Annotated in this window: 10 protein-coding genes; 5 read left to right on the forward strand and 5 right to left on the reverse strand. The window is 68.4% G+C overall.

All coding sequences use genetic code 11. The annotated features are described in order from the left end of the window. Window positions 1-40 precede the first annotated feature (40 nt). The 4 genes from KTR40_RS14905 to KTR40_RS14920 all read right to left on the reverse strand — a co-directional run bounded on the left by KTR40_RS14905 (window position 41) and on the right by KTR40_RS14920 (window position 3,168). Window positions 41-463 carry an Hsp20/alpha crystallin family protein gene (locus tag KTR40_RS14905; protein WP_139030240.1) on the reverse strand — a complete coding sequence of 141 codons (423 nt, stop codon included), beginning with the start codon at window positions 461-463 and terminating at the stop codon, window positions 41-43. A 197-nt stretch (window positions 464-660) separates the two neighbouring features. Further along, the gene (locus KTR40_RS14910; protein WP_139030241.1) at window positions 661-852 is read right to left on the reverse strand and encodes a hypothetical protein; all 192 of its coding nucleotides are present in this window, start codon (window positions 850-852) and stop codon (window positions 661-663) included. A gap of 115 nt (window positions 853-967) precedes the next feature. Beyond that, a complete protein-coding gene (locus tag KTR40_RS14915; RefSeq protein WP_228404236.1) occupies window positions 968-2,611 on the reverse strand; it encodes an FAD-dependent monooxygenase in 1,644 nt (547 codons plus the stop codon). Next, window positions 2,608-3,168 carry a hypothetical protein gene (locus KTR40_RS14920; protein WP_228404237.1) on the reverse strand — a complete coding sequence of 187 codons (561 nt, stop codon included), beginning with the start codon at window positions 3,166-3,168 and terminating at the stop codon, window positions 2,608-2,610. Before KTR40_RS14920 ends, KTR40_RS14915 begins: the two co-directional genes overlap by 4 nt. A 214-nt stretch (window positions 3,169-3,382) precedes the next feature. Here KTR40_RS14920 and KTR40_RS14925 point away from each other — a divergent pair, with 214 nt between their 5' ends. Next, the gene (locus KTR40_RS14925) at window positions 3,383-5,614 is read left to right on the forward strand and encodes a S9 family peptidase (RefSeq protein ID WP_228404238.1); all 2,232 of its coding nucleotides are present in this window, start codon (window positions 3,383-3,385) and stop codon (window positions 5,612-5,614) included. 94 nt (window positions 5,615-5,708) lie between these two features. On the opposite strand, the gene KTR40_RS14930 is transcribed toward KTR40_RS14925, so the two are convergent. Then, window positions 5,709-6,161 carry an SRPBCC family protein gene (locus KTR40_RS14930; protein WP_228404239.1) on the reverse strand — a complete coding sequence of 151 codons (453 nt, stop codon included), beginning with the start codon at window positions 6,159-6,161 and terminating at the stop codon, window positions 5,709-5,711. Between the two features lie 186 nt (window positions 6,162-6,347). Between KTR40_RS14930 and KTR40_RS14935 the strand changes: the two genes are divergently transcribed. From KTR40_RS14935 to KTR40_RS14950, 4 genes are all read left to right on the forward strand, one after another. Further along, window positions 6,348-8,918 carry an AMP-binding protein gene (locus KTR40_RS14935; protein WP_228404240.1) on the forward strand — a complete coding sequence of 857 codons (2,571 nt, stop codon included), beginning with the start codon at window positions 6,348-6,350 and terminating at the stop codon, window positions 8,916-8,918. A 190-nt stretch (window positions 8,919-9,108) separates the two neighbouring features. After that, on the forward strand, window positions 9,109-9,798 hold the full coding sequence (locus KTR40_RS14940) for a peptidoglycan-binding protein (protein WP_228404241.1): 690 nt from the start codon (window positions 9,109-9,111) through the stop codon (window positions 9,796-9,798). Window positions 9,799-9,803: 5 nt separating this feature from the next. After that, window positions 9,804-12,218, forward strand: coding sequence for a hypothetical protein (locus KTR40_RS14945; protein ID WP_228404242.1), 2,415 nt, complete (start codon window positions 9,804-9,806; stop codon window positions 12,216-12,218). Between the two features lie 120 nt (window positions 12,219-12,338). Then, window positions 12,339-13,535, forward strand: a complete 1,197-nt coding sequence (locus KTR40_RS14950) for an NAD(P)/FAD-dependent oxidoreductase (RefSeq protein ID WP_228404243.1) — start codon at window positions 12,339-12,341, stop codon at window positions 13,533-13,535. The last annotated feature ends 5 nt before the right edge of the window (window positions 13,536-13,540 follow it).

Here is a 13,540-nt window from a genome sequence, read left to right on the forward strand (position 1 = left end):
CAGCAATTTGATACCCGACGTCCCGATTCTTGTGTTGACACTAGGCGGCAATCTCTTGCTTTGCCCCCTTCGTCTCAATCTCGATCTTGCGCGGCTTGGCCTTCTCGGCGACAGGAATCCGCAGCGTCAGGACACCGGCGTCGTACGTAGCCTTCACATTGTCCGTGTCCAGGGTGTCCCCGAGGATCAGCTGACGGCTGAACACGCCGCGCGGCCGCTCGGAGGCGATCAACTCGGTATCCTTGCCCGCGGGCTCGGGGCGCTCGGCCCGTACCGTCAGGACATTCCGTTCCACATCCAGATCCACAGAATCCAGTGCGACACCGGGCAGATCAAAAGCGACTACAAATTCCTGGTCCTCCCGCCACGCGTCCATCGGCATCGCTGCCGGGCGCGCCGCCGTGCCGAGGACCTGCTGGGCCAGCCTGTCCAGCTCGCGGAACGGATCAGTTCGCATCAACATGGCTTCCCTCCTCGTAAGAGACGGTCCAACACTTTTTGGTACCAGCCGATCTGTATTGGCTGATATAGATTTTTTATCACTGGAGAATCAGGTCTGCAAGGGGTTCAGGAGGGATTTTTAAGAGTTTTTCCGGCCTGCCCTGGACGCGGAAGAGGGGCCCTCTGCGGCAGGTAGAAGGCCCCTCTTATCCTGGTTTGTCAGCTCCGCGTGGGGTCCGGCCGGAGCGGCGCCGGGCCGGGGTCGGGCACCGGCAGCGGGCCCGGCGGTTCGGGTGCCGGGAACGGGTTGGGAGCCGGCGGGCCGGGGTGGCCGGGCTGGGTGGGATCTGGCTGGTCCGGGCCTGGTTCCGGCGGAAACGGCTCGGGCTCGTGCACTGGCGGGATGGTCATGTGACGTTCCCCTCTCACGTTTTGATGGACGTGCCTTGGCGTGATCAGGATACGCCCGCCACCTCAAGCCCACTAGGCCAAGCGCCCGCCGTTCCCTGCCGCCCGGCGCGTGGGGTCAGCCCGGGACGGCGCCCACCAGCCGAAGCCAGGCACGCAGCTGGTGCAGGTCCGCCTCCCCGCACCGGAAACCGACGTGCCCGTCCGGGCGCACCGCAACGATGCCGCGGCCGGGATGGCTGCTGAGCCGGTGCACATGAACCTTGCGCCCGGAGAAGGTGAGGTCCGCGCCCGCGGCATCCCATCCGGCGTCGTGCTCCAGCAAGACGTGCACGCCCGGCGCCGCAGTCAACTCGTGAAGGCGGACGCTCCGCCCGCCGGTGACCACCGGCGCATCCGGCAGCCGGTCCCCCGGCCGCGGCCAGCGCGCTGCGGGCGGTGTGCCCTCCACCGAGATGGCGCTGTTCCGGTAGCGGACAAAAGGCTGTGCCAGGAGCCTGATGCCCGCGGACGTGAGCCGGCGCCGGCGCAGGAGCACCGGCAGCAACGGCGCGGAAACCGGCAGGACCCTGCGGAGCAGGCGGGCAAGGGGGTGGGGCGACGCTTCCCCGAAAAAGATGGCATGCGTCAGGGCCAGCACCCGCCGGGCGGCGAGGCGGCGCTCGTAATCATAGGAGCCGAGCAGTTCCGGGTGCGTCCCGCCGCCCGAAGCGAAACCCAGCTTCCAGCCAAGATTGAGTGCGTCGAGAATGCCGTTGTTCATCCCCTGGCCGCCCGCCGGTGAATGGGCGTGCGCGGCATCTCCGGCCAGGAACAGGTTCCCGCTGCGGAACCTGCTGGCGAGCCGGTGCTGCAGGCGGACCTGCGCGGACCACCGCACGTCCCGGACCGTCGCCTCCAGCCCTGACCCTTGGACCAGCCGGGCCACTTCCCCTGCCGCAACTTCCGGCCCCAGTTGGCCGAACGGGCCGGCGGCATGCGGATCTGCCGGGCGGGTGGCGAGCAGCCGCCACGTGGCGCCCTCCCCAAGGGCGAAAAGGAACGCCAGCCCGCCGTTCCCGACGGCGACATGGAGGAGCCCGGGGTCCAGCGGGCCATCGAGTTCCAGGTCGGCCAGGACGGCCTCCACCCGGTACGGCGCCCCGCGCCAGTCGGCGCCGACAAGCCCGCGCACGGTACTGGATTGGCCGTCGCATCCGGCAAGGAAGCGGCAGTCGTGCTGCTCCAGGAGCCCTCCGGGCTGGCCGGCATGGGCCAGGTTGGCACGCGGTCCGTTCGCGGGGAGCCCGTTGCCACGGGGGACGTCGCCGTCCGCCAGCCGCAGGTCGGCGCGCAGCGTTCCCTCCCTGCCCGCGAAGGCGGCCAGGCCACGGAACTCAACGCCCCAGTCAACCGGCACGTCCCGGGCTTTGAGGGCCCGCCACAGAACGTCCTCGACGTCGGCCTGCCGTACCAGCGTCAGGTGCGGGAAGGCCGTATCCGGAAGATCGGCGTGGCCGAGCCTGGCCTGCACCACCCGGTTACCCAGGTGGATGCGCGCCTCCGGAGTTGTGTCCGCCCGGCTGAGCAACTCGTCCGTGACGCCCAGTGGCCGGAGCCCTTCGAGCGCACGGGCATGGAGCATCATGGCCCGCGAGGGACGGACGCGCTCGGCCCGCCGGTCAACAATCCGGACGGTGGCCCCGTGGGCGTGGGCCTGGAGGGCTGTTGTCAGGCCGGCGGGGCCTGCGCCCACCACCAGGACGTCGCTGTCGGCTGTCATTTGTGGCTCAGGAGCCGCCACCACGCCTGTCCGGCCCCGGCGGCCTCCATCCGCGCCGGATTGGCGAGCACCTCGTCGCGGCGCAGCCCGGGTACAACTTTGTAGCTGATCGACCCCGGGACGCTGACCAGTTCCAGGACCCGCCACAAGGCGGAGGCGTAGTGCCGGGCACGGGCGGGGCCATCCCATTCGTAGAGGCCCCGATAAACTCCACGACTGTCATGGGCGCACCAGAGCTTCGACACGAATCCAGGAAACCCGACGAAGAGCGGGGTGTTGAGCAGGCTTTCGGCCTCGAAGAGGCGGTGTGCCCTGCCCCGTACCAGCCTGAGCTTGAAGGCGACGACGAGAATACACGGCTGCCGGGGTGCGGCGCTGACGGCCGTTTCCCGGTACACCCGGGACGTGCTGCCGTCCGCAAATTGCAGGACGCGTCCCACATTCTCCCGGGGCAGGTGGACCTGCCGACGGGCCAGCATCACGAAACTCCTACCCACGCACCGGGCTACCGCCCGCCATGCCTGGGCCCTTGGGGCCGGACCCGATTTGCTGGACATTGGTGTCTCCTTCCGCACCCTGCGTGTTCCCCGACCTATCTCCCCGCTCCTTCCACCGTCCCGCACTCCCGGCCCGGACCCTAGGGTCTTTGGCCCTTTACCCCCTCCGCAGGCGCCCGCAGTCCCGCACCAGGCACCCCGCACCCCCGCCGGGTGCGATCCCCCGGTAGCGAACGGCCGGATAATTGCCGGCGGGGATCTATATATTGAAGGAATGACCCAGACTCCGCTGCGGGATTCCGCCACCACTGCCGCCCCCACACCGCCGGTTGCCAAGAAGATCCCGTCAGAGCGTGTCCACCACGGGGATGTTTTTGTGGACAACTACGAGTGGCTGCGGGACAAGGAATCCCCCGAAGTGGTGGAGCACCTGAAGGCCGAGAATGCCTACCAGGAAGCTGTCACCGCGCACCAGGAGCCGCTGCGCGAGGCCATCTTCCAGGAGATTAAGGGCCGCACCCAGGAAACCGACCTCTCCGTGCCGCACCGCAAGGACGGCTGGTGGTACTTCAGCCGCTCCGTGGAGGGCAAGGAGTACGGCATCCAGTGCCGGGTCAGGGCCGCGGACACCGATGACAAGATAGCCGACTGGACCCCGCCCGCGGTGCAGCCCGGCGTCGAAATCCCAGGCGAGGAAGTCCTGCTGGACGGCAACGTGGAGGCGGAGGGCAAGCCCTTCTTCTCGGTGGGCGGTTCTGCAGTGACCGTGGACGGCACCCTCTACGCCTATGCCGTGGACAATTCCGGGGACGAGCGCTTCACCCTCCGCATCAAGGACCTCAGCACGGGCAAGCTGTTGCCGGACGTCATCGAGAACATCTTCTACGGCGTCGCCTTCTCCCCGGACGGCACCCGGATTTTCTACACTGTGGTGGATGATTCCTGGCGCCCGTACCAGGTGAGGGCGCACGTCCTGGGCACGCCTGTGGCCGATGACGTGGTCATTTACCAGGAGGACGACGCCGCCATGTGGCTCGGCTTCGAGCTCTCCGCCGACAGGCGCCACCTTGTGCTGGGCATCGGCTGCTCCGAGTACAGTGAAACCCGACTGCTCCGCTTCGATGATCCCGCCCAGGAGCTCACCACCGTGATCTCCCGGAACGAACGCGTGCTCTATGAGGCTGAGCCGTTCCTGCTCGCCGGCCCGGACGGTGAAAAACAGGAGCGCATCCTCCTCACGCACAACCGCAGTGCCGTCAACTCCATGGTCTCCCTGGCAGACCCGGCCGGGCTCGCCAGGCCGCTGGCGGAGCAGGACTGGGTCACCGTCGTCGGGCATTCCGACGACGTCCGCATCAATGGCGCGGGCGTCACCTCCACGCACCTGGTGGTTTCCATCCGCAAGGACACCATCGAGCGGGTGCAGTTCATCGGGCTGGCGGGGTTGGGAACGCCTGCCCAGGAAGAACCCGTGGAGCCGGCCTTCGACGAGGAGCTGTACACGGCCGGCGTGGGCGGCTCCGACTACGGGGCCCCGGTCATCCGGCTGGGCTACACGTCCTACTTCACGCCGTCGCGCGTGTACGACTTCGTCCTGCCCACCCCGGAACAGCCCGCCGGCGAGCTGCTCCTGCGCAAGGAAAGCCCGGTCCTGGGCGGCTACGACGGCAGCGACTACGTCGCCACCCGGGAATGGGCCGACGCCGCCGACGGCACCAGGATTCCGCTGTCCGTACTGCGGCACAAGGCCGTGAAGCAGGATTCGACGGCGGCCGGCCTGGTGTACGGGTACGGCTCCTATGAGATGAGCATGGATCCGGGCTTCGGGATCGCGCGGCTGTCCCTGCTGGACCGCGGCGTGGTGTTCGTGATCGCCCACATCCGCGGCGGCGGGGAGCTGGGCCGGCACTGGTACGAGAACGGCAAGAAGCTCACCAAGAAAAACACGTTCACCGACTTTGTGGACGCCACCGATTGGCTGGCAGGTTCAGGCTGGGTGGATCCTGCCCGGATCGCCGCACTGGGCGGATCGGCCGGCGGGCTGCTCATGGGTGCCGTGGCAAACATGGCACCGGAGAAGTACGCCGTGATCGTGGCGCAGGTGCCGTTTGTGGACCCGTTGACCAGCATCCTGGATCCGGAGCTGCCGCTGTCCGCCCTGGAGTGGGAGGAATGGGGCAACCCCATCACCGATCCCGCGGCCTACGCCTACATGAAGTCCTACTCCCCCTACGAGAACGTCAGGGAGGCGGCATATCCCAAGATCGCCGCCGTGACGTCCTTCAACGACACCCGGGTGCTCTACGTGGAACCGGCCAAGTGGGTGCAGGAGCTGCGGAACAAGACCACCGGCACCGAGCCCATCGTCATGAAGATCGAGATGGACGGCGGCCATGGCGGCGCCTCCGGCCGCTACGTACAGTGGCGCGAACGGGCCTGGGACTACGCCTTCATCGCCGACTCCCTGGGTGCCACCGAGCTGCTGCCCGGCGCCGGCCTGAAGTAGGAAGAGAGCGCGCAATCCATCGACTGCTCCGATATTGCCGTTTAGAGCCCCGAAAACGGCAATATCGGAGCAATCGATGAGGAAACCAGGCAGCTCAGGACTGGGGATGCTCCGCCAGCCACTCGGCCAGGGTTTCGAGGTTGGCGCGCACGGTCCGCCCCTGGGCCCGTTCCACGAGCGGGTCGGCCAGCTTGCCGAAGACGCCCCCCAGTCCGCTCGCGGCGTCGATCCGCTGCGTGAGACGGGTGCCGCCGTCGGCCGGTTCAAGCGTGAAGGTGATGGTGAAATCCAGCTTGCCCTCGACGGAACGGGACACCATGCGCCGGGGCGGATCGAACTCAGTGACCTCGACGGTCCAGTCGAACTGCCGCCCCATGACTTTGCTGGTGCCGCGCCCGCGGGTACCGACGCCCAGGGGGCCGTCCCCGACCTGCTCCGAGGTGGTGACCGAGGAGTCAAAGAGTGCGATGTTCTGGAACTTCGACACGAAGTCAAAGACCTCCTCCGGCGGCCGGGCGATAACAACACTTTCTTCTACAACAGGCATTGGAGTCTCCTTGGAAGGGCGCCTGATGCCGGCTTGGCTCTGCCGGCAGGATACGCAGGCACAGCGCCAGAGTGGACCGCCCGCACACCCCTGTCAAGGGTCCGGTGCGGGCGCTATTATTTCTCCACTCATTTTCCTTTAACGGCCGATTTTAGTTAGGTAAGGCTCTGCTAATAAGATCGTCCGATGACCACGCAGCTTGATTTCGCGCGGGTTTCTTTCGCTGCCGATCTTGCGCGCTACGGAAACCGGCCTGCCATCCTCGCCGACGGGCTGACGCTGACCTACCGGGAACTGGCCGCCCGCGTGGACAGCTTTGCCCGGAGGCTGGGCACCGAACGGCGCCTGATTGCCCTTGCGGCGTCCAACGACGTCGAATCCCTGGTGGCGTACCTCGCTGCCCTCGCGTCCGGGCACCCGCTGATCCTCCTCCCGGAGGACAAGCCCGCGGCCCTCCAATCCCTGGTAGCCGCCTACGACCCCGACGTGGTGGTCCGGTCCGCCAACGGCAAGTGCGTCCTGGACGAACGCAGGCCCGTGACCAGGCACAACCTGCATCCGGACCTCGCACTCCTCCTCAGCACCTCGGGCTCCACGGGTTCCCCCAAACTGGTCCGGCTGTCCCACGCCAACCTGCAGGCCAACGCCGAGTCCATCGCAACGTATCTGCGGATCACGGCCGAGGACCGGGCCGCCACCACGCTGCCGATGTCCTACTGCTACGGCCTCTCCGTCATCAACAGCCACCTGCTCCGCGGCGCAGGCCTGGTCCTGACAGGACTGTCAGTGGTGGATCCGTGCTTCTGGGAGCTGTTCCGGCGGGAAAGCGCCACTGCGTTCGCTGCCGTGCCTTACACCTTTGAGCTCCTGGAACGCGTGGGGTTCGCGGACATGGACCTGCCCAGCCTGCGCTACGTCACCCAGGCCGGCGGCAGGCTCGCCCCGGAATCTGTCCGGCACTACGCGGAACTGGGCCGCCGGCAGGGCTGGGAGCTGTTCGTCATGTACGGCGCCACGGAAGCCACGGCCCGGATGGCCTACCTGCCACCGGACCTCGCCGCGGCCCATCCCGGCGCCATCGGCGTGCCCGTTCCCGGCGGGGACTTCCGCATTGAACCCGTGCCCGGCCTGGCGGACGGCGAGCTGGTGTACACCGGGCCCAACGTCATGCTGGGATACGCCGAAACGCCGGAGGACCTGGCGGAGGGCCGCACCGTCACCGAGCTCCGCACCGGCGACCTCGCGGCGAAGAACGACGCCGGCCTCTACGAAGTGCGCGGGCGGCGCAGCCGGTTCGTCAAGATCGTCGGGTTGCGCGTGGACCTGGGCCAGGTGGAGCGCCTCCTGGCGGACCTCGGAGTGCACGCGGCGAGCGCCGGAACAGACCAGGGGCTCGTTGTGGCGGTCGAAGGAACCCAGGACACCCGGCTGCTCACCAAAGTCCTGGCCCAGGGCCTCGGCCTGCCCCGCGCCGCCGTCGACATCCATGCCGTGGCGGAACTTCCCCGCCTGGCCACCGGCAAGGTGGACTACCCCGCCGTGGCGGCGCTCTCCGCAAACGCCCCCACAAACGCCCCCGCCCAGAACGAAACCCCGCACAACGAAACCCACCCCGCCCCGGACAAGCGCCCGCAGCAGGAGCGCGGCAAGCCCGCGGGTCCGGACACCGTCAGGCGCATCTACGAGGACACCCTGGAGCAAACGGACATCGCGGACACGGACACGTTCGTCTCGCTCGGCGGCGACTCACTGTCCTTCGTGGCGGCCTCGGTCCGGCTCGAGCAGGCCCTGGGCCACCTGCCCCCGGACTGGCATGTCACGCCGATCCGGGACCTGGAGCGGCGCCGGGCAGGGAGTCCCGCCCGGACCCGGCTCGCACGGCTCTTCGCTCCCACGGACACCAGCCTGGTCCTCCGGGCCGCGGGAATCCTGCTGATCGCCGGCACGCACATCGGCCTGTTCAACTGGCAGGGCATGGCCCACGTCCTCATCGCCGCCGCCGGGTTCAACTTCGCCCGCTTCCAGCTCTCCGGCGACAGGCTTCCCCGCCTGCGCCGGCAGCTCACCAGCGTGGCCCGGATCGCCGTGCCCAGCATGCTGTTCATCGCTTTCGCCTACCTGGTGACTGACCGCTACGGCCTGGTGAACATCGTGCTCCTGAACTCCATGCTCGGGGACGAACAGATCACCACGCAGTGGCATTTCTGGTTCATCGAGGTGATCGTCTACATCCTGCTGGCCATGACCGCCCTGCTCTCCATCCCGTGGCTGCACCGCGCGGAACGCAGGTTCCCGTTCGTTTTTCCGCTCATCCTGTTCGGCGGCGGGCTCCTGACCCGCTACGAAATCGTGGAACCCGGCGTGCCATACACCGTCCCTGCCCTGTGGCTCTTCGCGCTCGGATGGGCGGTGGCGCGGTCCCGCAACCTCGCGCAGCGCTGCATCGTTTCCGTCCTGGCCGTCCTCACCGTTCCGGGGTTCTTCGAGGACGCCAACCGCGATGCCACGGTGGTTGCCGGGGTCCTGCTGCTTGTGTGGCTGCCCACCCTCCCCATGCCGCGGGTCCTGGGCCCGGTGACGGTCCTGCTGGCCAGCGCCTCCATGCACATCTACCTTGTCCACTGGCTGGTCTACCCGCCGCTGGCCGGCCTGGGCCTTCCGCTGGCACTGGCCGCCTCGTTGGCGGCTGGGGTGGCCTACTGGGCTTTGTGCAACAGGGTTGCCGGGGCCGCGCACCGCCTGCTCGCGCGGAAGTGAGCGGACGACGGCGGCCCTCCCCCGTCGTCGTCCGTCACCTTCGTCGCCCCCCGCCCCTAAAGGTGGCCCCATCCAGGACGCTGACCTCGGCGGACACCGATATACCCAATAACACTAATCATGCTTACTATTGTCTCGCGCTGGCTGCCCGCTGGGGGCAGGCGAACCAGCGCCGCACGTGGAGGTTTGCATGGAACAGGAAATGCGTCCCCTGACCGACGACGAACTGATGGCGGAACAGGCAACGGCATTGCCGGACAAGGAAGTTGCCTCTGTCCTTGACCTGAACGCGGATCTGGACCTTGGCATCGATGCGGCGGCACCCATCGACCTAGCCGTGGCTGCCAACGCCAACGTGGCCGCGCCCATCGACGCCGCCGCTTCGGCCAACATCCTCTCCTACGGCTCCGAAGCCCAGGCTCTGGCGGACCAAGGGGTCATGATCGAGCAGGGCATTGTTGCCGACGCCAATGCGGCATCCGCCCAGGACAGCACCATCGACCAGTCGAACGACACCGTGGACGGCGGCACCACGGACGCCGGCACGGAGGACGGCACCGCGGGCGCCGGGACCACCGACGCCGGCGGCGCTCTGCCCGACGTCGGTTCTCTGCCCGTGGATCCGGCTGCCGCACTCGACGGCGACCTGCTCAACGTCAATGTGGACCTTGCCGCCGACGCGGACATCGCAGCCCCGATCAACGGTGCCGTGGCAGCCAACGCCAACGTGGCTGCCCCGATCGACGCCGCGGTTGCGGCGAACATCGGCTCCATCGACAGCCAGGCCTACGCCGTGGCCGAACAGGATGCCATCATCAGCCAGAACATCGAGGGCGAAGCCAACGCCACTGCCGACCAGCAGTCCGACCTCCGGCAGTAACACCCATGACCCACACCAGCGGCGGGCCACGCACCCAGGCGGGCCCGCCGTCGTCCGCTGCGCCCCTTGCCCACCACCTGCTGCACGCTCCCGCCCGGGCTGACGGCGTGCAGCTCATCGGCCCCGCCGAGGGCTCCGGCTACCGGGAACCGCCGGCGCTGGTCCGCCGCGCTGACGGGCAAGCCCTCCAGCTGACGCCGCTGCTGTTCGCGGTGCTGGAGGCAGTGGACGGCACCCGGACCGTGGAGGAGGTGGCCCGGCATGCCAGCGAGGCGTCGGGAAGGCTGGTCAGCGCGGAAAACGTCCGCAGCTTGATGGACTCGCAGTTGCTGCCGCTGGGCCTGCTGCGGCTTGCGGACGGGTCCCAGCCGGAGGTCCGGAAGGCGGACCCGCTGCTGGGCATGCGCTTCCGCTACACCGTGACCGATCCGGAACGCACCCGCAGGATCACGGCACCTTTCGCGGTTCTGTTCAACCCGCTCATTGTAGTTCTGGTGACCCTGGGGTTCCTGGCAGCCTGCTGGTGGGTGCTGATGGTCAAGGGCCTGGCCTCGGCCACCCACGAGGCGTTCGAGAAGCCCGTCCTGCTCCTGCTGATTTTCGCCGTCACCATCCTTTCGGCAGGGTTCCACGAGTTCGGTCACGCCGCCGCGGCCCGCAGGGGCGGGGCAACGCCCGGGGCCATAGGCGCAGGGTTGTACCTGATCTGGCCGGCATTCTTCACGGACGTCACGGATTCCTACCGGCTGGGCCGCGGCGGCCGGATCCGCACGGACCTTGGCGGCCTGTACTTCAACGCCATTGTTGCCGTGGCCATCATGGGGCTGTGGTGGGCCACAGGCTTCGACGCCCTGCTGCTGGTGGTGGTCACGCAGATCCTCCAGATGGTCCGGCAGCTGCTCCCTTTGGTGAGGTTTGACGGCTACCACCTACTCGCCGACGCCACCGGAGTCCCTGATCTGTTCCAGCGCATCAAGCCGGTCCTGCTGGGCCTGCTTCCGTGGCGGTGGGGACGGCCGGAAAACAAGGTCCTCAAACCGTGGGCGCGCGCCGTGGTGACCCTGTGGGTGCTGGTCACCGTGCCGCTGCTGCTGTTCAGCCTTGCCATGATGGTGTTCGCCCTCCCCCGGCTTCTGGCCACCGCCTGGAGCAGCGCCGCAAAGCAGCAGGACCTGCTCGCCGGCAGCCTTGCCGACGGCGACCTTGCCGGCGCCGCCGTGCGAGGCCTGGCCCTTGCAACCGTGGCCCTGCCCATGGTGGGCATGCTCTACATCCTGGTGCGGCTGCTGCGGCAACTGGTCACCGGCCTGTGGCGGAAGACCCGCGGCCGGGCACTCCGGCGCACCGCGGCAATGGGCGTGGTGGCGGCGCTGCTGGCCGGGCTGGCCTGGGCGTGGTGGCCCGACGGCGGCACGTACCTTCCGGTCCAGCCGTACGAACGCGGAACGCTGGCCGATGCGACGGCCTCGATCCTGCCCGCTTCCGCTTCCGCTTCCGCCACAACGCTGCGGGAAGGCGGCAGCGGACGGACCGTGGCGTTGTGGCCCGAAGGCGCGGCGAAGCCCACCCGGGAGGACCCGCAGCTGAGCATGGTGCTGGTGCCGGTGGACAGCCCGGCGGGGGCTGCCCCGGCTGGATCCACAGGTCCAGCAGCGCCCTCCTGGGTGTTCCCGTTCGAAAGGCCGGACGCTCCCGAAGAGGGCGGCAACCAGGCGCTGGCCGTGAACACCACCGACGGCTCCGTCACCTACAGCGTGGCGTTCGCCCTGGTGTGGGCTGAGGACGGGGAGCCGGTTGATACCCGGAACGAGGCGTATGCCTTTGCCAGCTGCAGCGGCTGCGCTGCCATTGCGGTGGGTTTCCAGGTTGTCCTCATCCTGGGGCAGGCGGACGTTGTGGTCCCGGAGAACCTGTCGGCTGCGGCGAACTACAACTGCCTTGAGTGCCTCACGTACGCCCTCGCCAGCCAGCTGGTCCTGACCCTGGACGGGCCGCTGACGGAGGACGGCATGGCGGCGCTGCAGGCCCTGTGGGCCGAGATTGCCGAGTACGGCCGGAACATCCGGAATGTGCCGCTCTCCGAAATCCAGGCCACGCTGTCCTCCTACAAGGAACAGATCACGGCCATCATCCAGGCGGACCCGAGCGCCACCAAGGGTTCCGCTCCGGCAAGCACTCCCGCCCCTTCGGGGGAACCGGGACCAACCGGAAGCCCGACGCCGGCCCCGTCCGCGCCCGGCACCGGCGCAACCGCTCCGGCAGGAACGGCGCCCGCCACTGCTCCGGCAACGCAGCCTGCCCCAGGCGAGGCGCCGGCGTCGTACGCGCCCGTTGAGACGCCGGTCCCAACGGCGGATACTGGGGGCACGGCCCCCGCTGCCGAACCGCTCCCCACCGCTAACCCCAGCCAGGAGAACTGATGTTATTGAGCAAGGGAACGTCCGTGGAATGGAACACCCCGCAGGCCAAGACCGGAGCCCGGGCAGCGCACAAGGCGTCCGCCCTCACCGAAACTGTCAAAACCGGGAAGAAGTAGCACGGTGGCCGTGCAGCACGAGGTGGTCATCATCGGCGGCGGCAACGCCGGCGTGTCCCTGGCCGCCCGCCTGGAGCGCTACGGGGTGAAGGACGTGGCCGTTGTCGAGCCCAAGGACCACCATTTCTACCAGCCGCTGTTCTCCCACATCGCGGGCGGCCGGGCCCCGGCCGCCGAGGCAGTCCGCGCGCAGGAATCGGTGATGCCCCAGGGCGTGACGTGGATCCGGGACGCGGCCACGGGTGTGGACACGGATGCGAACACCGTCACCCTGGCGTCCGGTTCCAGCGTGTCCTACGGCCAGCTGGTGGTGTGCCCCGGGCTGCAGTATGACTGGGATGCCGTGCCCGGTCTGGCAGAGGCGGTGCATTCGCCCCACGGCACGTCACACTACGAGTTCGAACTGGCGTCCAAGGCCTGGACCCTGCTGAGCGCTTTGACGTCCGGCACGGCCGTCTTCACCATGCCCGCCGGCCCCATCAAGTGCGGCGGCGCAAGCCAGAAGCCCATGTACCTGGCCTGCGACTACTGGCGGGAACAAGGCATCCTGGACCGGATCCGCGTGGTGATGGTCCAGCCCTACCCCACCGTGTTCGGGGTGCCGGAGGTGGACAGGGAACTGGACCGGAAGATCGCGGAGTACGGCATCGAGCTGCGGACCAACAGCGAACTGGTGGCCGTGGACGCGGCGGGCCAGGCAGCCACCATCCGGAACCTTGAAACCGGCGCCGAGGAGAACCTGCACTACGACGTCCTCAACGCCGTTCCGCCGCAGTCGGCCCCGGACTGGCTCAAGGCAACGGACCTGCCGGCAGCGGGAGACGCCGGAGGTTTCGTGGAGGTGGACCGCCAGACGCTCCGGCACATCCGGTTCCAGAACGTCTGGTCGCTGGGAGACGCGGCCGGGACCACCAACTCCAAATCCGGGGGCGCCCTGCGGAAGCAGACCAAGGTCCTGGCCAGGAACCTGGTGGCCGCGCGGAAAGGCAAACCCCTGCGGGCGAAGTACAACGGCTACTCGGTGTGCCCTTTCACGGTATCCCGGGACACTGTGGTGTTCGCGGAGTTCGACGACCGCTACCGGCCCATGCCCACCATCCCGCGGGTGCCCACGTGGAACGAAAGCAGGCTGTCCTGGGTGGTGGACCGGGACGTTTTTCCGCAGGTGTACTGGAACCTGATCCTCAAAGGCCGGGCCTGACCTGA

The organism is Pseudarthrobacter sp. L1SW (genome assembly GCF_020809045.1).
GTDB lineage: Bacteria > Actinomycetota > Actinomycetes > Actinomycetales > Micrococcaceae > Arthrobacter.

Excerpts from the sequence above, each read along its gene's own strand:
- KTR40_RS14945 (WP_228404242.1), top strand. The coding sequence starts at position 9,804 with ATGACCCACACCAGCGGCGGGCCACGCACCCAGGCGGGCCCGCCGTCG.
- KTR40_RS14905 (WP_139030240.1), bottom strand. The coding sequence starts at position 463 with ATGTTGATGCGAACTGATCCGTTCCGCGAGCTGGACAGGCTGGCCCAG.
- KTR40_RS14915 (WP_228404236.1), bottom strand. The coding sequence starts at position 2,611 with ATGACAGCCGACAGCGACGTCCTGGTGGTGGGCGCAGGCCCCGCCGGC.
- KTR40_RS14940 (WP_228404241.1), top strand. The coding sequence starts at position 9,109 with ATGGAACAGGAAATGCGTCCCCTGACCGACGACGAACTGATGGCGGAA.
- KTR40_RS14935 (WP_228404240.1), top strand. The coding sequence starts at position 6,348 with ATGACCACGCAGCTTGATTTCGCGCGGGTTTCTTTCGCTGCCGATCTT.
- KTR40_RS14910 (WP_139030241.1), bottom strand. The coding sequence starts at position 852 with ATGACCATCCCGCCAGTGCACGAGCCCGAGCCGTTTCCGCCGGAACCA.
- KTR40_RS14925 (WP_228404238.1), top strand. The coding sequence starts at position 3,383 with ATGACCCAGACTCCGCTGCGGGATTCCGCCACCACTGCCGCCCCCACA.
- KTR40_RS14920 (WP_228404237.1), bottom strand. The coding sequence starts at position 3,168 with ATGTCCAGCAAATCGGGTCCGGCCCCAAGGGCCCAGGCATGGCGGGCG.
- KTR40_RS14930 (WP_228404239.1), bottom strand. The coding sequence starts at position 6,161 with ATGCCTGTTGTAGAAGAAAGTGTTGTTATCGCCCGGCCGCCGGAGGAG.